The organism is Streptomyces sp. NBC_00523 (genome assembly GCF_036346615.1).
In the GTDB taxonomy this organism is placed as follows: Bacteria; Actinomycetota; Actinomycetes; order Streptomycetales; family Streptomycetaceae; genus Streptomyces.
This window is the reverse complement of the sequence record NZ_CP107836.1, coordinates 4,119,544-4,138,367: the sequence shown is the minus strand read 5'-3', so window position 1 is coordinate 4,138,367 and position 18,824 is coordinate 4,119,544. Positions and strand designations below refer to the sequence as shown.

Here is an 18,824-nt window from a genome sequence, read left to right as displayed (position 1 = left end):
CCGTCTACCCGCTGCCCGCGGTCGCCGCCGCCGTCTGGAGGTTCACCCGCCGGGACATCCGCTGACCCCGCCGACGGGCGTACGCCTCACGTGGCTGCGGCGTCCACGGCCAGGATCGTCGCGACCCGTTCCCGCCAGGGCTGCGGGCGCGGTGGGTACTTCGCGAAGTGGGCCTCCTCGGCCGCCTGCTGGGCGCAGGGGCCGCACAAGGTCTCGTCCGCCCTGGGCCGGAAGACGTGCTCCGGCCCCTCCCCCTCGCACGTCACGTGCGGCCTGACCGTCGCCACCGGCGCCACGGGGGCGGGTGCCTCCGGCAGCTTGTGGACGAGGCGGTGGCGTACGAAGCCGTAGGCCGACCGCACTCCTTCCGCCGGGAGGGAGTTCACCAGCGCCTGCCGCAGCTCCGACGCCCTCACGCCCCGTCGCAGCCAGTCCGCCGCCATCCCGGACAGGCCGCGCGCCTCGCGTACGCCGAGGTGCAGTTGCGGGTTCGCGTGCCGCAGCGAGAGCAACACGCGTTCCGCCTCCGCGACTTCCGGATCGGCCGCCGCTCCCGGCTCCGGCGCCGCCTCCGCCGCCTCGGCCGCAGGCGCTTCGGTGGGTGGGTGGGGGGTGTTCTTCTCCCGTTGTCCTTCAACCTCTGGTTGGGAAGCGCCGACCGTCCGAGTACCCGCCCGACCGCCCGCCGGTGACCGATCAGCCGGTTCGGCCTGCGCCTTCGCGCCCCTGAGCCCCCGCGCCTCCTCGTCCGTGAGCGGCACGTTGGAGAACAGCTGATCCGTCATCCACAGCCCACCCTGGCCCTGCCACCGCCACTCGTGGACGTAACCGGCTTCCTTCAGCTGGGACTTGGCCCGCTGGTACGCACGGCCCTTGATCCCGATCCTCTTCGCGTGATCGCTCAGCGCCTCGCTCGCGCGGGACTCGGGCAAACCCTGCACATACATGATCAGAACCTTTGCATCGCTGCTCAGATTCGAATGACGTACGACATCGTGCGCGGCCTTCACATAGGCGCGGGAGGGCGAGATAGCATGCCAAAGCATCTTCGGTGGACCTCGTGAATCCATCAGGGGTGAAGGCCCTCGGCCCCGGGTGTTGCTGCACCCCCCGAGGGCCGCCCCGTGCGCGATGCGCACGGAGCGTAACGACGCCGTCACCGTACAGCAGAGATTCCGTCCGACACCACCTTGGTTACCAGCTCGAACAGAAGTGCTGTATCCACGAACGGATCCTCGGCGGTCGGCTCCGAACGCCAGTCCAGCGGATACGTCAGCCCGCGTAGCGCGGGCACGCCCACGAAGTCCGAACCCTTCCGCACGAGCGCGTCCACGCCCGCCGGCCAGCGGTACGCACTCGCCGTGCCGGGCTCGACCAGGAAGTACATGCTCCGCATCCCGATGTGCGAACGGATGATCGGGCCTGCCTGAAAGTCCGTGAACTGCATGATCTCGTACGAGACTTGCTCGCCAAGTACGCCCGAGATCCGCACCGCGTCGAAGTGAATGCCCGCGTGCCGCAGGGCGTGACCGCTGACGGGGATCCAGCTGGGCACCAGGGTCGGTGAATTTTTCGGTTCCATACGGTAAGCGTCGGCGTCCGCACTTAACGTGACCAGAGGCACAGGGAGTCTGTGCACCGTTGTGAACTCGGAGGTGGGGCTGTGCACTCCAGTAGTACTGGCGACGGAACCGCTGAGATGTTCGGTGCGCTGTTACGGCACTGCCGCGAGCAGGCCACCCTGTCCCAGGAAGCATTGGGGCTCAGGATCGGCTTCTCCAAGTCGCAAGTGGCGATGGTGGAGAGGGGACACAGACCACCGAAGGGGAGCTTCGTCCCAAAGGCGGACTCGGCGACGGGGGCGAACGGTGCGCTGATCGCTGCGGCGTTGAAGCTGAAGTTCAGCCACCTGGCCACCTGGTTCGGCCCATTCGCCGAAGAGGAAGCCAAAGCCATGATGAGGCACGAGTACGAGTGCCATGTCGTGCCCGGTCTCCTACAGACAGAGGACCACGCGCGAGCCATGTTCCGTGGGGCCTGCCCGCCCATCGAGGACGACGAGATCGAGGGCAGGGTCGTCGCTCGCCTCGCGCGACAAGCCCTGCTGACTCGCAAGCCGCTGCCGGACATCAGCTTCGTCCTGGAAGTAAGCGCGCTCGCACGTCCCATCGGCGGACGGGACGTGCACCGCGCACAGCTTCAGCACATCCTCGAGGTCAGCCAGCTGCGGCATGTGCACATTCAGCTGATGTCGCCCCACAGGGAGACACATGTCGGCCTGAGTGGCCCCTTCGTCCTCCTGGAAACCGAAGACCGGCGGCGACTGGCGTACTTGGAGGTCCAGAGCCGGAACTTCCTTGTAAGCGAACAACCGCACTTGGCAGACTTGTTCGCCACGTATGGCATGCTGCGAGCCCAGGCTCTTAGCCCTGAAGAGTCGCGCGAGTGGATCAAGCAGATGGTGAAGGACTATGAGCACTGACCTTGAGTGGTTCAAGAGCAGCTACAGCGGCCCGGACAGCGGTAACTGCATCGAGGTCGCCCTCTCCTGGTCCAAGAGCAGCTACAGCGGCCAGAACGGCGGTGACTGCGTAGAGGTCGCCACCTGCCCCCACACCGTCCACGTCCGCGACTCCAAGGACATCACCGTCCCGGCCCTCGCCCTCTCCCCCGGCGCCTGGGACACGTTCATCCGCCACACCGCCGCGTAACGCGGCGCCCCGCGCCCCGCGCCCCGGCCCATGATGGTCCGGGGCCGTTGCCCTCTCACTTGTGGGCGCGCTTGGCGCGCTCGTCGGGAGGCAGCTTCATCGCGTCCGCGACAGCGGGATCAGGTGGCGTCGACTTGAGCGCTGAGACCAGTTCTCCGGGCTCCTTGCCGAAGAACGGCCCCCGTGCGTCGGCCGGCTTGGTGTCGCCGTCCGCCTGCCGCACACTCGGGATGACGTCGCCCTCGCCCAGGATTCCGTCCTGGTAGGGAATGATGGAATTCGGGCTCAGCGTCGACCAGCCGGCATTCTGCACCGTCTTGGTCTTGCTGAAGTAGAGGATGGGCAGAACGTACTGCTTGCCTACCTCCAGCATGGGTTCGCCCTCCATGCGGACGGCGTCGCGCCGGTCACCGTGGAACTGCCAACCGTCGATGTCCGTCTCGAAGGTTGACGGCGCGTTCGACGCTTCGTTCCGCGACCACAGCACCTTGTCGATCCGGAGACTGATCACCCGCGGGATGTAGCCCTCGCCCGCCTCGGTCTCTTCCGGCGTCGGGGCGAGTTCACGCTGACCGGTCACCGTCGCGACCACGAGGTGATCACCGTAGGTGACCCAATCCGTGAGTGTGTCACTGGGCAGCAGCTGATCGCCGTGGGAGATGGTCACCGAGGATCGAGCCGACTGATGATCGTCCCCGTGGGCCTGAACCACCAGTAACGTCACCAAGGCTCCGACAACGATGGCTGATCCAGCAGTAGCTGCCAGAACCTTAGAGCGCATGCGATGACCCCCGGTCAGTAAGTGGCGTTGGTCTCGGAGACGTTGTGCGACTCGATGTACGGGTTGTTTCCGTAGCCGGGCGTTTCCATGCAGGCGTCACTCGTCCCGCGCCGCGAACACCTCGCGCGCGGCGGCGAGCCCGTTCAGCGCGGCCGGGAAACCGGCGTAACCGGCCATCTGCGTGATGACCTCCACGGCCTCCTCACGCGTGCCGCCCACGTTGAGCAGGCCGTGGAGGTGCACGCGGAGCTGCGGGCCGACCGTGCCGAGGGCGGTGCACAGGGCGACGGTGACGAGTTCGCGGGTCGGGAGGTCGAGGCCGGTACGGGAGTAGATGTCGCCGAACGAGAATTCCAGCACGTAGCGGGCGAGGTCGGGCGCGATGTCCTTGAGGGAGTCGATGACCTGCTGGCCCGCGTGCCCGTCGATGTCGGCGAGGGCCTGCTGACCGCGTGCGAGCCGGTCGCCGCCCGGGGTGTCGGGGACGGGGACGAACGGGGCGTCGTCGGGGCGGGACTCGAAGACCTCGCGGGCGGCGGTGAGGCCGTTGAGGGCGGCGGGGAAACCGGCGTACACGCAGACGTGGATCAGCACCTCCACGATCTCCTGCCGCGTGCAGCCGACGTTGAGCGCGCCGCCGATGTGGAAGCGGAGCTGGGGCGCGGCGTTGCCCATCGCGGCGAGGGCGGCGACGGTGCTCAACTGGCGCTGACGGCGGGTGAGTCCGGGGCGCGTGTAGATGTCGCCGAAGCCGAACTCCACGATGTAGCGGCCCATGTGCGGGGCGATGTCGGCGAGGCCGTCGATGACGGCGTCCTGGGCGCCGTTCGCGACCTCGCTGAGGGCCGCGTATCCGCGCTCGTACCGGTCGTTCTGCTGTTCGGTGCTCATGCGGATGACGGTAGGAGTTCGAGTGCGCTCCAACGCAAGCGCGCCCTGCGAAAACCGGTGGGGCGGGGGCGGGGGCGACTGCGATGATGCCCGGATGGACGAGCCGAACCCGATCGATCTGGACACCTGGCCGCGCCGGGAGCACTTCGCACATTACCGGCGGCGGGTGCCGTGCACGTACTCGATGACGGTGGAGGTCGACGTCACCGCGCTCACGGCCGCGCTGCGGCGCTCGCCGCGCAAGTCGTACCTGGCGCAGGTGTGGGCGCTGGCCACGGTGGTCAACCGCCACGAGGAGTTCCGCCTGTGCCTGACGGAGTCGGGCGACCCGGCGGTGTGGCCGGTGGTGCACCCGGCGTTCACGGTGTTCAACGCGGACCGGGAGACGTTCGCGTGCGTGTGGTCGCCGTACGACGCGGACTTCGGCACCTTCCACGACGCGGCGGCCCCCCTGCTGTCGAAGCACGCGGACGCGACGGAGTTCTTCCCCCAGGGCCCGCCCCCACCGAACTCGTTCGACGTCTCCAGCCTCCCGTGGCGCGCCTTCACCGGCTTCAACCTCAACATCCGCGACGGCTACGACCACTTGGCCCCGATCTTCACCCTGGGCCGGTACGTGTCACGCGACGACCGCGTCCTCCTCCCCCTGGCGGTGCAGGTGCACCACGCGGCGGCGGACGGGTTCCATGCGGCGCGACTGGTGAACGAGCTGGAGACGCTGGTCGCGGAGCCGGACTGGCTGTAGGACCAAGGGGGCCCGGCGCCCGCGCCCCCACACCTGGGGCCACGCCGTCATCACCTGGCCCGACGGAACCGTCCGCGAAGGCTGGCTGCGGGCCGGGGACGCCATGGACTTCACCTCCGCCGTAGCCGCAGAGACCGCCCTCGGCCTCGCCGCAGGCAAGGCCCGCCCCGGCGCCCACACCCCGGCCGCCGCCCTCGGCCCCGACCTCGCCATCGCCGCCGGAGCCGACTTCGTGGACGCCGCCATGCGCTGAGGCAGGGCCGGGCGGGGCCGAGCGAGATGCACGGCCGAGCGACGGCACTCCTGCGGGCCAACTGACCGGATCTGTCCCCCGATGCCCTCGGCAGGACACGGCGTTTGATGAAGGCGGCCGTACGGGACTGCCTGGTCAAGGGGTACGAACCGCTGATCGACGTACTGGAACTGCCGGACAAGGACGACCGCCATGTCCTGGCCGCGGCGATCCGTGCCAAGGCCCAGGTGATCGTGTACGGAGAGATCCAGCGCATCGCCGACAGCTGGACGAATCCGCCGGGCACGGCGCCGACGTGATCGAGCGCCTGGGCAGGAACCGTCTCGTCTCGTCCGCCGCGGCCCTGCGGGCGCTCGCCTGACCCCGGGCGTCAGCCCCGCAGCTCCGCCACGTCCTCCTCGGTCAGGACCAGGTCGCGGGCGGCCATGTTCTCCTCCAGGTGGGCGAGGTTGCCCGTGCCGGGGATGGCGAGCAGGGACGGGGACGAGGCCAGGAGCAGGGCCAGCTGGACCTGGGTGGTCGTTGCGCCCAGGCGGGTGGCGACCTTTTCCAGGCGGGTCGTGTCCAGGGGGGTGCGGCCGCCGCCGAGGAGGAAGAACGGGACGTACGCGATGCCGGCGGCCTCGCACTCCGCGAGGAGGGCCAGGTCGTCCGCGTACGGGTTCTGGACGCAGACCACGGGGGCGATGGCGCGGGCCTCCGCGAGCTGGGCGGCGTCGATGTTGCTGACGCCGAGGTGGCGGATCAGGCCCTCCTCGCGGAGGGCGGCCAGGGCGGCGAAGCGTTCGGCGACGGACTCGCCGCCGGGGCCGCTCATGCCGCCCACCCGGAGGTTGACGACGTCGAGCCGGTCGACGCCGAGGGCGGTCAGGTCCGCCTCGACCAGGGCGCGCAGCTGGTCGGGGGTCGCCTGGACGCTCGGGTGGCCGTCGGGGCCGGGCAGGGGGCCGACCTTCGTCGCGATGACCAGGTCGTCGGGGTAGGGGGCGAGCGCCTCCCGGATGAGGTCGTTGGCGCGGACGTCGCCCCGGGCGTAGAACGCGGCGGTGTCGATGTGGTTCACGCCCAGCTCGATGGCCCGGCGGAGCACCGCGATGCCGTTCTCCGGGGTGCGGGTGGGGCCGTCGAACGTGCTCATGGGCAGGCGCATCGCGCCGAAGCCGAGACGGTTGACGGTGAGGTCGCCGCCGAGGGCGAACGTGGTGGTCGTCATGGATTCATGCTCTCCGGAGGGCCGGGCACGGCCCAGCGCGTGGCAGGTTGCTGCCAGCCGTACTGCCAGACTGGCGGTATGCGGAACGAACAGATCTTCTCGGTCCACGGCGACGCGGAGCTGCTGACACGCGCCGGACACCTCCTCGAATCCGCCCGCACCGAGTTCCTGTGCGCCGCTCGTACGCTGACGACCTGGCCCCGGCCGGAGACCTGGACGACCCCGGGCCCCGGCTTCACGACCCGGAAGCTGCTCACCCCGGCGGCCCTGGCGGACGAGGCGACCCGCGAGCACCTGCGGCTGGTGCTGGGCGCCGGCGCGCAGGTCCGCATCACCGACGCGGAGCTCCCGCACGAGACGATCATCATCGACCGCCGGGTCATGATCCTGGCCGGCCGCGAGGCGCCCACCGGTCGCGAGTACTCGGTCACCACCGCGAAGACCATGATCGACGGGGTGCATTCGCTGTTCGACGCGATGTGGAACCAGGCGGCGGACTACGACGCGTACCTCGCCACGGACACCCCGCAGCTGACCCCGGACTCCCGCCAGATCCTGGAAGCCCTCAGCACGGGCCGCACCGACGACTCGGCCGCCCGCCACCTCGGCCTCTCCCTCCGCACGTACCGCCGCCGCGTGGCGGAGCTGATGGTGACGTTGCAGGCCGCGTCCCGGTTCCAGGCGGGGCTGCGGGCGGGGAAGCTGGGGCTGCCGGGGGGCGGCGGGCACTGAACCCGGGGCGCCCCCTCGCGCCGGAGCGCGGAGGGGGTGCCGGGGGCGGGGGTCAGGAGAGGCAGCCCGCGGTGGTCGGTCCCATCGAGGTGATCGTGTGCGTCACCGTGATGGTCTGGCCCGGGGACAGGGTGAAGTTGTACTCGGCGGCGACGCAGTACAGCTTCGACGTGTCGTTGGAGAGGGTGGTGACCTCGGTGGGCCGCAGGAACGTGTAGTCGCTCCCGTCGGCGACGTACACCGTCGGCTCGTAGATGTCGTTCGTGGTCATGCAGACGTACCCGTCGAGGTGGCACGGGGTGGCCGCGGCCGTCGCCGCGGTCGCCGCGCCCGAGCCGAAGGCGGTGAGGCCGGCCAGGGTGGCGGCGACCAGGGCTCCGCGCATGACGTTGTGTCGCAACATGAGGGTGTTCCTTTGCAGTTGGGCGCGAAGGGTGACCGCGCTCTCCGAACTAAGCCGGTTCGCATGGGGGTTGCCGCGAACCGGCGCGCGATCGGAAGCTAGGGAAGGCCCGTTACAGGTGCGTTACTGCGGTGCCAGCGTGCGTACCACGCAGAACTCGTTGCCCTCCGGGTCCGCCAGGACCACCCAGCTGCGGTCCTCGCCCTGGCCGATGTCCACGCGGGTGGCGCCCAGGGCGAGGAGGCGGGTGACCTCGGCCTCCGTGGAGCAGTCGATCGGGCTCACGTCCAGGTGGAGGCGGTTCTTGACCGCCTTGGTGTCCGGGACCCGCTGGAAGTAGATCGTCGGCGGCATCTGCCGGGCCCGGATGTCCTCCGCCGTCGGGTCCCAGGAGCTGATCTCGACCATGTGCTCCGTACGGTCGAGGACCGTGAAGCCCAGGACCTCGCACCAGAACGCGGCCAGGCGCTCCGGGTCGTGGCAGTCGACGCTCAACTCGGTGAACCTGCTGGTCATTCCGCCGCCTTCCGTAGGGTGAATTCGTTGCCGTCCGGGTCCAGGAACACCCCGTCCGGCCCACGTCGCGCACCCAGTTCGATGAGGCGGGCGGCCTCCGTCTCCCCGTCCGCGCCCGGCGGGAGCGTCAGCTCGAAGTACAGGCGGTTCACGTCCGGCTTCGCGTTGACCGGCGGGCCGCCCCAGGTGAGCTTCGTGCCGCCCTCCGGGGACTGGACCGCCGTCTCCTCGTCCTGGTCCCAGACCAGCGGCCAGTCCAGGGCCGCGCTCCAGAAGTAGCCGACCGCCTGGGTGCCGTCGCAGGCGACCGCGCCGATCACCCCGGTGTCCGCCAGGAACTTGTTGCCGGCCTCGATCACGCAGAACTCGTTGCCGTCCGGGTCGGCGAGGACGATGTGGCCCTCCTCCGGGGTCTGGCCGATGTCGATGTGCCGGGCGCCGAGTTCCAGCGCCCGGGCCACCGTCTCCCGCTGGGCCTCCGGGGTCGCGCTCGTCAGGTCGAAGTGGGCCTGGTTCTGCCGGGTCTTGGGCGCCTGGCTCTCGGTGAAGCGGAGCGCGTAGCCCTTGCCGTCCGGGGGAACGACGACCGTGCCGTCACCGGACCGCTCCCAGCGCAGGAGCCCCGCCCAGAAGCGGGCCAGGTCCGGCGGGTCGGTGGCGTGGAAGCCGATCGCTGAAAGGTGGGGCGTCATCTGTCGTACGTCTCCGATCCGTTGGCGTGCGCCCGCGCATACTAGGGACGGCGTACGGGAAGGGCATCCGGATTTCCGGGGCGCCCTCAGTCCAGCGTCACCCGCGCCGTCACCGGCAGGTGGTCGCTGCCGGTCTCCGGGAGCGAGCGGACCCGGCCCACCGTCGCCTCCCTGGCCATCACCTGGTCGATCCTCGCCAGCGGGAAGGACGCCGGGAAGCTGAACGCGAACCCGCGCTCCGAGACGTTCAGCCGGGACGTCAGGGGGTCGATCCCCCGGTCGTCCACCGTGGCGTTGAGGTCGCCGAGCACGATCACCGGGCCCGTGGTCTCCGCGTCCAGCGCCCGGCCCAGCAGCCGGGCGCTCTCGTCGCGGCGGGCGGTGCCGAGGCCGCCCGCTCCGAGCCGGAAGGACGGCAGGTGCGCCACGTACACCGCGACCTCGCCGAGCGGGGTGCGGGCGACCGTGCGCAGGCCCCGGCTCCACGGCTCCGGAACGGACTCCGGCTTGATATCCACCGTCCGGGTGCCGGTGAGGGGATGCCGCGACCAGATCCCGACCGTGCCCCGGACCTCGTGGAACGGGTAGCGGGCGGCGAGTTCGGTCTCGTACGCGGGCAACGCCTCCGGGACCAGTTCCTCCAGGGCGATCAGATCGGCGCCCTGGGCCGCCAGCGTGCGGGCCGTGCCCGCCGGGTCCGCGTTCACGTCGCTGACGTTGTGCTGCACCACGACCAGGTCACGCGGGCCCGGGTCCGCCGCCGGAAGCAGCAGCCCGCCGAACGCGTACGCCCACGCCACCACAGGCAGGACCACGGCCGCCGCCGCGAGCGCCGACCGGCGCAGCAGGGCGAGGGCCAGCAGGGGCACGACGGCGAGCCCGAGCCAGGGCAGGAGCGATTCCAGGAGGCTGCCGAGGCGGCCGGGGGTGTTGGGGACGAGGCCGGGGGCGACGAGGAGGAGCGCGGCGAGGGCGGAGAGGGCCGCGAGGACCCTGCCGCGCCGCCAGGGGCCGGGGCGGCGGGCGGGGGCCTCGGCGACCCGCTCCCGGACGCGCCACCGGACGGCGTCCCCCCACCGCACGCTCATGCCTTCCCCCGCTGCCCCGACCTGCGCAGCCGGGACCGTACCGCTCGCTGGGCGACCGGGCCCAGGCCCTCCAGCGCGGCGGCCAGGGCGGCGAGTTGGTCCAGGGATGCCAGGGCCTGTTCGGCACCGGACGGGTCGACGCCCTCGTACAGTTCCAGGCCGACGAACGCCGCCGAGGCCGCCTTCGCCAGGCCCGTCACGTCCACGAACTCGGCGAGCGGTGTGCCCGCCAGGACGCGGGTGAGGACCCGCTCGATCTCGTCGGTCCAGAGGGTGAGGCCGGCCGCCGTGGCCGCCGCGAGGCGCGGTTGCGTCTGGCCTCCGGCGAGCAGCTGGCCCAGCACGGCAACCTGGCCGCCCGCGCGCTCGGAGGCGTTCAGCTCGCGGGCCACGGCGAGGAGTTCGCCCAGCGAGCGGACCGCGTCCAGGCGTTCCCGGTAGGTGGCGAGGCGCTGTTCGGCGCCGTAGCGGCAGGCGGCGGCGAGCAGGTCGTCGACGGTGCCGAAGTGGTAGAAGACGAGGGCCTGGTTGACCCCGGCGGTCGCGGCGATGCTCCGCGCGGAGGTCTTCGCGATGCCCTGCTCGGTGAGCGTGGCGAGGGCGCCGGTGAGGAGCTTGGTACGGGTGTCCGTCGCGGTGTCCTTCGTGGTGCCCCTGGCCCCGGAACCGCTGCTCCTCGCCGCGGACGCCTCGCTCTTCCCGGCAACCGCCTCGCTCATGCCCGTACCTCCTCGCGTACCGGACGCAGATCCTGCCGTATCCCGCGCGCCGGTGCGTACTCCGCCGTGAACGAGCCCTCGTAGCCGAAGAGGGGGCCGAAGCGGCGGTTGGTGACGCGGACCTGGATGCGGAAGCGGCCCGCCGCCTCGTCGTACGACTCGCGGACCACCGCGTCGCCCCCGATCAGCTGCGGCACCCGTACGTCCACCGGGCCCTCGCGGAAGCGGTGTTCGCCGGAGCGGATGACGAGGGCGCCCGCGCTGTCCACGGTGAGGTGCAGGTCGGTCGCGAGGTGCTGGTGCGTGCCCAGGTAGTCCACCACGCACCCGCGTTCCGGGCTGTGGACCATCGTCGCGTCGAAGCGCCGGGGCCCGTCCGGGAAGGCGAACGTCCGCACGAAGGTGACCGTTTCGCGGCCGAAGGAGTCCGTGAAGGGCACGTTCTCGATGGTGAAGGGGATGTTGCGGCCGGTGCGCGGGACCAGGATGTTGCGCGTGCCGCCCAGCGCGAGGAACGGCCGCACCCACGGACCGCCGTGCCAGACGCGGTCCATCACCCCGCGCCCCGTACAGGACTCGCCGCTGTCCAGGCCGACGGAGAAGCGGCGCCGGATGCGGGGGTGGAGGCGGTCGAAGTCGGCCCCCAGAGCCTGCCGGAAGATCGAGTTCACGGGTGCTCCAAACGGTCGAGCAGGGCGGGCGGGGTGGCGGTGGCGCTGGCGGGCCCGCGCCCCGGCGGGCGGCGCAGACAGCGGCGGGCGGCCGGGGTGCCGGGCAGCGGCGGCAGCAGGAGGGCGGCGAGCAGGACCGGCACGGCGGCGACGAGCACCGGCACGGCGGCGAGCGGCGCGGCCCAGGCCGCGGCGGCCACGACGAGCAGCCGGGCCGCCACCTCCCCCAGGGACCGCCACAGCGCCCGCTCCGGGGTGATCCCGCGCTCGCACCACAGCCGCAGCCGGTCGAACGACCAGGCGGTCGCCCAGCCCATCAGCGGCCGGAAGAGCAGGCGGTCCGCGAGCCTGCCCCAGCGCGGCGCGTAGTCGTACCCCGTGAGGAAGCGGAGACCGCCCTCCGCGCAGGGCACGTAACGCCAGTAGCCCCGGCCCTCCGTCAGGAACGACAGCGGATGCGCACAGGCGAACCGGAGAGCCGACGTCCGCGTCCCGTCCGGGCGGTGGCGCTCCCCGGCGGAGATCCCGGTGCCGGAGACGAAGAACCCGGGCAGCACCCGTACGCCGTACGTGAAGCGCTGTGGCTCCCCCTCCGCGCCCGGCAGGTACGCGATCCGCGTGAACCGCAGATCCCAGCGCTGATGCTGGGCCGGATCCTGCGTGCGTTCCCAGACAAGGTCCAGGTCAACCCCGATCCGCGCCTCGATGTACAGGCCGTCGCTCACGATCCCCTACCCCCCTCGGGTCGATTGAGCAGTCGCTCAAATCGCGATGACGCAGACAGTAGAGGAGTTTGAGCGACTGCTCAAGTGGCGGTGCGGGTGCCGCCAGTGGAGGGACGCGGGCGCGTGCGTGCGGGTGGCCCACGGCCCTGCCGCCCGGGGGCCGCCGGAAGCACGGACTTACGTTCCCGGGCATGAAACGGACCTCTGCCCTCGCCACGACGGCCTGCCTCCTGTGCCTGGCCGCCGCCGTCCCCGCCGCCCCCGCCGCGGCCGACTACTCCGGCAACCCGCTGGCCGGGGACAGCGGATTCGGGGTGCTCGTCCAGGACGACGCCGTCCTGGGCAGTACGGAGACCGAGGGGTCGGTCGCCATCGGAGGGAACCTCACCTACGGGCCGGGGTACAACGTCGCGCTGCAGACCCCGGGCACGTTCACCGCGCCCGGCGACGACCGCCCGACCGCCCTGCTGGTCGGCGGCAGAATCGATCATGCGGCCAGCTCGCCGCAGGGCGTGCTCCAGGTCCTCAGCGGCGGCTACGTAAAGGTCGGCGACCCGACCGGCTCGACGGTCCTGGACGAGGACTCCAACGGCGCCGAGGTGAACACCCACATCGTCGCCGCAGGCGCCGGGTACGACTCGACGCCCCGCGTACAGGAAACGGTCCACCAGCCGGTCGAGTCCGTCACCGACACGACGGGCCTGCCGGATCTGGACGCGCTCTTCGCGACCTTCCGCAACCGCTCGGACGCCATCGCCACCTGCGCCACCAACGTCGTCCTGCGCGACGCCTCCGGCACCCCGCTGCCCGACCAGACGGGCTTCCCCGCCGGCACGAGCGCGCACATCACCCTCACCGAGGGCGAGACGAACGTGCTCCGGCTGACCGGCGAGCAGCTGAACAACCTGTCCGAGCTCACCTTCGACAACCAGCCGGACGCGACCACCCCGTTCGTGGTGGACATCGACACGACCGGCACGGACAGCACGTACGTCTGGCACATCCCGAACCTCGCGGGCGTCTCCGGCGACCAGGCCCCGTACATGCTGTGGAACTTCCCCGACGCCACCGACATCACCATCGCGGACGGCGACTCGCTGGAGGGCACGATCTACGCGCCCCGCGCCCACCTCACGGACCTCGACCCGTCCAACATCGAGGGCACGATCGTCGTACGGGAGCTCACGGCCGGACCACTCGGCGACGGCGGCACCTCGGTGGACGCGGGCGAGATCCACCAGTTCCCGTTCGCCGCCGACATCGACTGCGCCGGTACGGGACCCTCCCCGTCCCCGAGCCCGACGGACTCCACGCCGACACCCACCCCGAGCCCGACGGACTCCATGCCCACCCCGAGCCCGACGGACTCCATGCCCGCACCCACCCCGACGATGTCGTTCCCCGGCCCCTCGCCGACGGAAAGCTGCCCCACAACACCCCACCCGGACCACAGCGGCCACCACCACCACCCGCCGCACGGCGGCCGCGACCACCGCCCGCCGCACGGCGGGCTGGCCGACACGGGGACGGCCACCACTCTCTACGCGGCGGGCGGCGCTTTCGCGCTGGCGACGGCGGGAATCTTCCTGCTGGGCCGCAGGCGCAGGCCGAGGCACTGACGTACTGAATATGCGTGTTTCTGCGATGTTTTTGCTCTTCCAATACGACTACTTGCGGCCTGCCCGGCGCGACAGCTACGTTCGCCCGCAGTCGAGCGAGTGGAGGAGCACGTGCCGAAGGACCCCGCGCGGGTCGGGTACCGGGACGTCGTCTTCGCCCGGATCGACGGCTACCGTCCGCTGCTCCTCGACCTGACCGTGCCCGCCGACGCCCCCGGGCCCGTGCCGCTGCTCATCTGGATCCACGGCGGAGCCTGGCGCGCCGGGTCGCCCCGGGTCGGCGATTCCTGGCTGGGCGTCGCGGACCCGGTCGGCGCCGCGCTGGCCGCCGGATACGCCCTCGCGACCGTCCAGTACCGGTTCAGCGGCGAGGCGCACTACCCCGCCCAGCGCGACGACGTCCGCGCGGCCGTCGCCGCCCTGCGCCGCCTCGCGCCGGAAGCCGGGCTGGACCCCGCACGGTTCGGGGCCTGGGGCGAGTCGGCGGGCGGCCACCTCGCCGCCGTACTCGGGCTCGACCGGCGGGACGCGGAGCCCGATTCGGAGGTTCAGGCGGTCGTGGCGTGGTACGCGCCCAGCGACCTCACCACCCAGGGGCGCGACCCCGGCTCACCGGAGAGCCTGCTCCTCGGACCGGAGGCCGCCCAGCAGGAGGAGGCCCGCAGGCCGGCCGGGCCGCTGGCCCACGTCTCCGCGGCGGCCCCGCCCACGCTGCTCATGCACGGCGACGCGGACCGGCTCGTCCCGTGCGACCAGAGCCGCAGGTTCGCGGACGCGCTCACGGCGGCGGGCGCCACCGCCGAGCTCGTCGTCGTACCGGGGGCCGGTCACTGCTTCGTGGGGGCGGATCTGCGGGAGCCCGTACGCCGCAGCCTGGACTTCTTCGACCGCCACCTGTGAGCCGGGACGGCCTCACCGCCCCGGAAACCGCTCCCCGCACGCGCTGCAGAAGACCGGCGCCGACTCCGGGGACATCCGCCCGCACTCCGAACACACCCGGTCCAGCGCGCAGGGCGCCTCGCCGCCCTCCTGCGCGTACACCGTCGGCTTGAGCGTCAGGCCGGGGCGGCGGCGGTGCACCGTCAGATAGGCGAGGCCGTCCGGGCCCGCCGTCACGGAGCGGCGCGAGGTGCGGGGCAGCCACGTCACCGTGCTCGGGGCCAGTGTCAGCGGCGCGGAACCGTCGCCGGGCACGATCCGGCCGCCGCCCGCGAGGACGACCAGCAGCACGTCGAGCACGTCCTCCCGGTGCTCCCCGACCTCCGCGCCCGGCGGCAGCCGCACGAGGTTCGCGTCCAGCTCCCTCCCCTGCCGGTCGAGCTGCCACAGGGCGCCCCGGTCCTCGGGGCCCGCGGCGGCGAGCAGTTCGTCCAGTACGGCCAGCACCTCGGGAGTCGCGTTCACGCCGCCCAGGCTACGACCGCGTCCCCCTAAGCTGTACCGCTGCCGAACGAGGAGACACCGCGTCATGCGCGAAGAGAAATACCCCCCGATCGAGCCCCACGACCACGGCATGCTCGACGTCGGCGACGGCAACCTCATCTACTGGGAGGTCTGCGGCAACCCCGCCGGAAAGCCCGCCCTCGTCGTCCACGGCGGCCCCGGCTCCGGCTGCACCGAGCGGCCCCGGCGGTACTTCGACCCGGAGCGCTACCGCGTCGTCCTCTTCGACCAGCGCAACTGCGGCCGCTCGACGCCGCACGCGAGCGACCCGGCCGTCGACCTGCGGCACAACACCACGGACCACCTGGTCGCCGACATGGAACGCCTCCGCGCACACCTCGGGATCGACCGCTGGCTGCTGTACGGGGGTTCCTGGGGCTCCACGCTGATCCTGGCGTACGCCGAGCGGCACCCGGAGCGGGTCGCCGAGATCGTGATCCCGGCGGTGACCACGACCCGGCGCACCGAGATCGACTGGCTGTACCGGGGCGCCGGGCTCTTCTACCCGGAGGCGCGGGACCGCTTCCGGGCCCACGTCCCGGAGGCCGCGAGCGACGCGACCCCGGACGTGCTCGCCGCGTACGCCCGGCGCACCGTGGACCGCGATCCGGCGGTACGGGCGCGGGCGACGGCGGAGTGGTGCGCCTGGGAGGACGCGGTGCTGTCCGGCGAGGCGTACACGGGCCCTCCCCCGTTCAGCGGGCGGCCCGGCCGGGCTCAGGAGGCGCTGGTGCGGATCTGCTCGCACTACTTCTCGCACGGCGCCTGGCTGGAGGAGGGGCAGCTGATCCGGGACGCGGGGCGGCTGGCCGGGATTCCCGGGGTGCTGGTGCACGGACGGCGGGACATGGGCGGGCCGCTGGGCACGGCGTGGGAGCTGGCCCGGGCGTGGCCGGACGCGGAACTGACGGTGATCGAGGACGCGGGGCACCTGGGCGGGGCGGCGACGAGCCGGGCGATCCTCACCGCACTGGACCGGTTCGCGGCGGCCTAGGCGGAGACACGCTTGCTTCGAGCGCGCTCGAAGGAGTTGGCTTGGGGCCCATGAAGTACACGCAGCTCGGACGCACCGGACTCAAGGTAAGCCGCCTCGTCCTGGGGACGATGAACTTCGGCCCCCAGACCAACGAGAGCGACAGTCACGACCTCATGGACGCCGCGCTGGACGCCGGCGTCAACTTCTTCGACACCGCGAACGTCTACGGCTGGGGCGAGAACAAGGGCCGCACCGAGGAGATCCTCGGCACCTGGTTCGCCAAGGGCGGCGACCGCCGCGACAAGGTCGTGCTCGCCACCAAGGTCTACGGCAACATGGGCGCCGACGGCGAGGCGTGGCCGAACCACGACAAGCTGTCCGCGGTCAACATCCGCCGGGCCGTCGACGCCAGCCTGAAGCGGCTCCAGACGGACCACATCGACCTGTACCAGTTCCACCACGTCGACCGGGACACCCCGATCGAGGAGATCTGGCAGGCCATCGACGTACTGATCCAGCAGGGCAAGATCCTGTACGCCGGTTCCTCGAACTTCTCCGGCTACAAGATCGCCCAGGCCAACGAGCGCGCCCGGCAGCGGGGCAGCTACGGCCTGGTCAGCGAGCAGTGCATCTACAACCTGATGGAGCGCGGCGCCGAGATGGAGGTCATCCCGGCCTCCCAGGAGTACGGCCTCGGCGTCATCCCGTGGTCGCCGCTGCACGGCGGCCTCCTCGGCGGCGCGATCCGCAAGGAGCGCGAGGGCGGCGGCGCCCGCTCCACCTCCGGCCGCTCCGGCGACGCGCTGGCCGACCCGAAGGTCCGGGCGCAGATCCAGGCGTACGAGGACCTGCTCGACAAGCACGGCCTGGAGCCCGGTGAGGTGGGCCTCGCCTGGCTGCTGACGCGGCCCGGGATCACCGGCCCGATCTCCGGCCCGCGCACGCGGGAACAGCTCGACTCGGCGCTGCGCGCGGTGGAGCTGGAGCTGTCGGCGGAGGTGCTGGACGCGCTGGAGGAGATCTTCCCCGGCCCGGGCCCGTCGCCGGAGAACTTCGCCTGGTAGAGGTAGAAGTCGCCCGTCAGCCGACGGCGGCCGCCACGGCGACGACAGCGAACATCAGTACGAGCACGGCCGCCATGATGCGGTTTCTGGTCTTCGGGTCCACCCGACGAGCGTAACCGCCCCGGCCTACGTGAACGCGACGCGGCCCCGCCCCGGAGAACCGGGAGCGGGGCCGCGTAGTCGCGTGCGAGCGTAACCCCTACGCCGCCGTGGCCAGCTGCTCGCGCGGGACGAAGCGGACGTGCGGGCGGCCCGGGCGCAGGTCCACCTTGAGGCGCAGACCGCCGAGGCGGGCCAGGATCACGCCGATGCCGACCGCCGCCGCGAGGGACAGCGCGCCGCCGACCACCATGCCGGTGCGGGCGCCGTACGCGTCGCTGATCCAGCCGACGATCGGGGCGCCCACCGGCGTACCCCCGGCGAAGACCATCATGTACAGGCTCATCACACGGCCGCGCATGGCCGGGTCGGACGCCATCTGGACGCTGGTGTTGGCGCTGATGTTGGTCGTCAGGCCGATCATGCCGATCGGGACGAGCAGGACCGCGAAGATCCAGACGTTCGGCGCGAGCGCCGCGACGATCTCCAGCAGGCCGAACGCCGTACCGGCGGCGACCAGCATCCGCAGCCGCGAGGAGCGGCGGCGGGCGGCGAGCAGGGCACCGGCCAGGGAGCCGGCGGCCATGAGGATGTTGAAGAACGAGTACATCCCGGCGCCGCCGTGGAAGATCTCGTCCGCGAAGGCCGTCAGCCAGATCGGGAAGTTGAAGCCGAAGGTGCCGACGAAGCCGACCAGGACGATCGGCCAGATCAGCTCGGGGCGCCCGGAGACGTACCGCAGCCCCTCGCGGAGCTGCCCCTTCGCGCGCGGCACGACGACGGACTTGTGGAGCTCACTCGTCCGCATCATCATCAGGCCGACGAGCGGGGCGAGGAACGACAGGCCGTTGAACATGAAGGCCCAGCCGCTGCCGACCGTGGTGATCAGCACACCCGCGACGGCGGGACCGATGAGCCGGGCCGACTGGAAGTTCGCCGAGTTCAGGCTGACCGCGTTGCGCAGCTGCGCGGGGCCGACCATCTCGGACACGAACGCCTGACGGGCCGGGTTGTCGACCACGGTGACCATGCCGAGCAGGAACGCGATCAGATAGACGTGCCACACCTGGACCACGCCGGAGAGCGTGAGCACGGCGAGCACGACACCGCAGGCGCCCAGGGCGGCCTGGCTGACGAGCAGGAGCTTGCGCTTCGGCAGCCGGTCGGCGATGACACCGCCGTACAGGCCGAACAGCAGCATGGGGAGGAACTGGAGCGCCGTGGTGATGCCTACGGCGGCGGCGGACCCGGTGAGGCTCAGAACGAGCCAGTCCTGCGTGATGCGGGACATCCAGGTACCGGTGTTGGAGATCACGGCGCCCGTGGCGAACAGGCGGTAGTTGCGGATCTTCAGCGACGAGAAGGTCCCGCCGGTCTTGCTCTCGTGGGTGGAAGTCGGTGCGGGGGCGGAGTCTGCTCCGGATCCCGTACTCAAAAGGGTTCGCCTCCTCGGCGTGGACATCTTGCTGGTCGACGGGACGGA

Annotated in this window: 24 protein-coding genes; 10 read left to right on the top strand and 14 right to left on the bottom strand. The window is 71.6% G+C overall.

Going from position 1 to position 18,824, the window contains the following annotated elements:
- Nucleotides 1-86: 86 nt before the first annotated feature.
- Nucleotides 87-947, bottom strand: coding sequence for a hypothetical protein (locus tag OHS17_RS18775; RefSeq protein ID WP_330313108.1), 861 nt, complete (start codon nt 945-947; stop codon nt 87-89).
- Nucleotides 948-1,156: 209 nt separating this feature from the next.
- Nucleotides 1,157-1,555, bottom strand: a complete 399-nt coding sequence (locus OHS17_RS18770) for a hypothetical protein (protein ID WP_161211674.1) — start codon at nt 1,553-1,555, stop codon at nt 1,157-1,159.
- Nucleotides 1,556-1,699: 144 nt separating this feature from the next.
- Between OHS17_RS18770 and OHS17_RS18765 the strand changes: the two genes are divergently transcribed.
- Together OHS17_RS18765 and OHS17_RS18760 are read left to right on the top strand one after the other, a co-directional pair.
- The gene (locus OHS17_RS18765; protein WP_330313107.1) at nt 1,700-2,482 is read left to right on the top strand and encodes a helix-turn-helix domain-containing protein; all 783 of its coding nucleotides are present in this window, start codon (nt 1,700-1,702) and stop codon (nt 2,480-2,482) included.
- Complete coding sequence (locus OHS17_RS18760) at nt 2,472-2,711, top strand: DUF397 domain-containing protein (RefSeq protein ID WP_330313106.1); 240 nt, start codon at nt 2,472-2,474, stop codon at nt 2,709-2,711. The genes OHS17_RS18765 and OHS17_RS18760 overlap by 11 nt, the downstream gene beginning before the upstream one ends.
- A gap of 55 nt (nt 2,712-2,766) precedes the next feature.
- Here OHS17_RS18760 and OHS17_RS18755 read toward each other — a convergent pair whose 3' ends face one another.
- Nucleotides 2,767-3,435, bottom strand: coding sequence for a hypothetical protein (locus OHS17_RS18755; protein ID WP_330313105.1), 669 nt, complete (start codon nt 3,433-3,435; stop codon nt 2,767-2,769).
- A 153-nt stretch (nt 3,436-3,588) separates the two neighbouring features.
- Nucleotides 3,589-4,383, bottom strand: a complete 795-nt coding sequence (locus tag OHS17_RS18750; RefSeq protein ID WP_330313104.1) for a carboxymuconolactone decarboxylase family protein — start codon at nt 4,381-4,383, stop codon at nt 3,589-3,591.
- A gap of 94 nt (nt 4,384-4,477) precedes the next feature.
- Between OHS17_RS18750 and catA the strand changes: the two genes are divergently transcribed.
- The 3 genes from catA (at nt 4,478) to OHS17_RS18735 (ending at nt 5,680) form a co-directional block, all read left to right on the top strand.
- The gene (gene catA, locus OHS17_RS18745; RefSeq protein ID WP_330313103.1) at nt 4,478-5,128 is read left to right on the top strand and encodes a type A chloramphenicol O-acetyltransferase; all 651 of its coding nucleotides are present in this window, start codon (nt 4,478-4,480) and stop codon (nt 5,126-5,128) included.
- A gap of 103 nt (nt 5,129-5,231) precedes the next feature.
- Nucleotides 5,232-5,381: a hypothetical protein gene (locus OHS17_RS18740; protein ID WP_330313102.1), complete on the top strand. Its 150-nt coding sequence runs from the start codon at nt 5,232-5,234 to the stop codon at nt 5,379-5,381.
- 107 nt (nt 5,382-5,488) lie between these two features.
- Nucleotides 5,489-5,680 carry a hypothetical protein gene (locus tag OHS17_RS18735; protein WP_330313101.1) on the top strand — a complete coding sequence of 64 codons (192 nt, stop codon included), beginning with the start codon at nt 5,489-5,491 and terminating at the stop codon, nt 5,678-5,680.
- Between the two features lie 71 nt (nt 5,681-5,751).
- On the opposite strand, the gene OHS17_RS18730 is transcribed toward OHS17_RS18735, so the two are convergent.
- Nucleotides 5,752-6,594 (bottom strand): oxidoreductase, encoded by an 843-nt coding sequence (locus OHS17_RS18730; RefSeq protein WP_330313100.1) that lies wholly within the window; start codon nt 6,592-6,594, stop codon nt 5,752-5,754.
- A 78-nt stretch (nt 6,595-6,672) separates the two neighbouring features.
- Here OHS17_RS18730 and OHS17_RS18725 point away from each other — a divergent pair, with 78 nt between their 5' ends.
- Nucleotides 6,673-7,326, top strand: coding sequence for a DNA-binding response regulator (locus tag OHS17_RS18725; protein WP_330313099.1), 654 nt, complete (start codon nt 6,673-6,675; stop codon nt 7,324-7,326).
- A gap of 52 nt (nt 7,327-7,378) precedes the next feature.
- Here the strand turns inward: OHS17_RS18725 and OHS17_RS18720 are convergent, their stop codons facing one another.
- The 7 genes from OHS17_RS18720 to OHS17_RS18690 form a co-directional block, all read right to left on the bottom strand.
- Complete coding sequence (locus tag OHS17_RS18720) at nt 7,379-7,729, bottom strand: hypothetical protein (RefSeq protein WP_330313098.1); 351 nt, start codon at nt 7,727-7,729, stop codon at nt 7,379-7,381.
- A gap of 123 nt (nt 7,730-7,852) precedes the next feature.
- The gene (locus OHS17_RS18715) at nt 7,853-8,245 is read right to left on the bottom strand and encodes a VOC family protein (RefSeq protein WP_330313097.1); all 393 of its coding nucleotides are present in this window, start codon (nt 8,243-8,245) and stop codon (nt 7,853-7,855) included.
- Complete coding sequence (locus tag OHS17_RS18710) at nt 8,242-8,937, bottom strand: VOC family protein (RefSeq protein ID WP_330313096.1); 696 nt, start codon at nt 8,935-8,937, stop codon at nt 8,242-8,244. The genes OHS17_RS18715 and OHS17_RS18710 overlap by 4 nt, the downstream gene beginning before the upstream one ends.
- A gap of 86 nt (nt 8,938-9,023) precedes the next feature.
- On the bottom strand, nt 9,024-10,025 hold the full coding sequence (locus tag OHS17_RS18705) for an endonuclease/exonuclease/phosphatase family protein (RefSeq protein ID WP_330313095.1): 1,002 nt from the start codon (nt 10,023-10,025) through the stop codon (nt 9,024-9,026).
- The gene (locus OHS17_RS18700) at nt 10,022-10,744 is read right to left on the bottom strand and encodes a TetR/AcrR family transcriptional regulator (protein ID WP_330313094.1); all 723 of its coding nucleotides are present in this window, start codon (nt 10,742-10,744) and stop codon (nt 10,022-10,024) included. The genes OHS17_RS18705 and OHS17_RS18700 overlap by 4 nt, the downstream gene beginning before the upstream one ends.
- Nucleotides 10,741-11,415 (bottom strand): DUF4166 domain-containing protein, encoded by a 675-nt coding sequence (locus OHS17_RS18695; RefSeq protein ID WP_330313093.1) that lies wholly within the window; start codon nt 11,413-11,415, stop codon nt 10,741-10,743. The genes OHS17_RS18700 and OHS17_RS18695 overlap by 4 nt, the downstream gene beginning before the upstream one ends.
- Nucleotides 11,412-12,140, bottom strand: coding sequence for a hypothetical protein (locus OHS17_RS18690; RefSeq protein ID WP_330313092.1), 729 nt, complete (start codon nt 12,138-12,140; stop codon nt 11,412-11,414). Before OHS17_RS18690 ends, OHS17_RS18695 begins: the two co-directional genes overlap by 4 nt.
- 191 nt (nt 12,141-12,331) lie before the next feature.
- On the opposite strand from OHS17_RS18690, the gene OHS17_RS18685 reads away from it, so the two are divergent.
- A complete protein-coding gene (locus OHS17_RS18685; protein WP_330313091.1) occupies nt 12,332-13,759 on the top strand; it encodes a choice-of-anchor A family protein in 1,428 nt (475 codons plus the stop codon).
- A 111-nt stretch (nt 13,760-13,870) separates the two neighbouring features.
- Entirely contained in the window at nt 13,871-14,659 is a 789-nt protein-coding gene (locus tag OHS17_RS18680) for an alpha/beta hydrolase (RefSeq protein WP_330313090.1), read from the top strand.
- Between the two features lie 12 nt (nt 14,660-14,671).
- Here the strand turns inward: OHS17_RS18680 and OHS17_RS18675 are convergent, their stop codons facing one another.
- Nucleotides 14,672-15,163 (bottom strand): hypothetical protein, encoded by a 492-nt coding sequence (locus tag OHS17_RS18675; protein ID WP_330313089.1) that lies wholly within the window; start codon nt 15,161-15,163, stop codon nt 14,672-14,674.
- A 64-nt stretch (nt 15,164-15,227) separates the two neighbouring features.
- Here OHS17_RS18675 and pip point away from each other — a divergent pair, with 64 nt between their 5' ends.
- Both pip and OHS17_RS18665 read left to right on the top strand, forming a co-directional pair.
- Entirely contained in the window at nt 15,228-16,196 is a 969-nt protein-coding gene (gene pip / locus OHS17_RS18670) for a prolyl aminopeptidase (protein ID WP_330313088.1), read from the top strand.
- 50 nt (nt 16,197-16,246) lie between these two features.
- Complete coding sequence (locus tag OHS17_RS18665; RefSeq protein WP_161207349.1) at nt 16,247-17,242, top strand: aldo/keto reductase; 996 nt, start codon at nt 16,247-16,249, stop codon at nt 17,240-17,242.
- Between the two features lie 199 nt (nt 17,243-17,441).
- Here the strand turns inward: OHS17_RS18665 and OHS17_RS18660 are convergent, their stop codons facing one another.
- Nucleotides 17,442-18,776: an MFS transporter gene (locus OHS17_RS18660; RefSeq protein ID WP_330313087.1), complete on the bottom strand. Its 1,335-nt coding sequence runs from the start codon at nt 18,774-18,776 to the stop codon at nt 17,442-17,444.
- Between the last annotated feature and the right edge of the window lie 48 nt (nt 18,777-18,824).

Coding starts and splice junctions, on each gene's coding strand:
- OHS17_RS18700 (WP_330313094.1), bottom strand. CDS start 10,744: ATGAGCGAGGCGGTTGCCGGGAAGAGCGAGGCGTCCGCGGCGAGGAGC.
- OHS17_RS18665 (WP_161207349.1), top strand. CDS start 16,247: ATGAAGTACACGCAGCTCGGACGCACCGGACTCAAGGTAAGCCGCCTC.
- OHS17_RS18715 (WP_330313097.1), bottom strand. CDS start 8,245: ATGACCAGCAGGTTCACCGAGTTGAGCGTCGACTGCCACGACCCGGAG.
- OHS17_RS18685 (WP_330313091.1), top strand. CDS start 12,332: ATGAAACGGACCTCTGCCCTCGCCACGACGGCCTGCCTCCTGTGCCTG.
- catA (WP_330313103.1), top strand. CDS start 4,478: ATGGACGAGCCGAACCCGATCGATCTGGACACCTGGCCGCGCCGGGAG.
- OHS17_RS18775 (WP_330313108.1), bottom strand. CDS start 947: ATGTATGTGCAGGGTTTGCCCGAGTCCCGCGCGAGCGAGGCGCTGAGC.
- OHS17_RS18705 (WP_330313095.1), bottom strand. CDS start 10,025: ATGAGCGTGCGGTGGGGGGACGCCGTCCGGTGGCGCGTCCGGGAGCGG.
- OHS17_RS18750 (WP_330313104.1), bottom strand. CDS start 4,383: ATGAGCACCGAACAGCAGAACGACCGGTACGAGCGCGGATACGCGGCC.
- OHS17_RS18730 (WP_330313100.1), bottom strand. CDS start 6,594: ATGACGACCACCACGTTCGCCCTCGGCGGCGACCTCACCGTCAACCGT.
- OHS17_RS18710 (WP_330313096.1), bottom strand. CDS start 8,937: ATGACGCCCCACCTTTCAGCGATCGGCTTCCACGCCACCGACCCGCCG.
- OHS17_RS18725 (WP_330313099.1), top strand. CDS start 6,673: ATGCGGAACGAACAGATCTTCTCGGTCCACGGCGACGCGGAGCTGCTG.
- OHS17_RS18760 (WP_330313106.1), top strand. CDS start 2,472: ATGAGCACTGACCTTGAGTGGTTCAAGAGCAGCTACAGCGGCCCGGAC.
- OHS17_RS18765 (WP_330313107.1), top strand. CDS start 1,700: ATGTTCGGTGCGCTGTTACGGCACTGCCGCGAGCAGGCCACCCTGTCC.
- pip (WP_330313088.1), top strand. CDS start 15,228: ATGCGCGAAGAGAAATACCCCCCGATCGAGCCCCACGACCACGGCATG.
- OHS17_RS18740 (WP_330313102.1), top strand. CDS start 5,232: ATGGACTTCACCTCCGCCGTAGCCGCAGAGACCGCCCTCGGCCTCGCC.
- OHS17_RS18720 (WP_330313098.1), bottom strand. CDS start 7,729: ATGTTGCGACACAACGTCATGCGCGGAGCCCTGGTCGCCGCCACCCTG.
- OHS17_RS18735 (WP_330313101.1), top strand. CDS start 5,489: ATGAAGGCGGCCGTACGGGACTGCCTGGTCAAGGGGTACGAACCGCTG.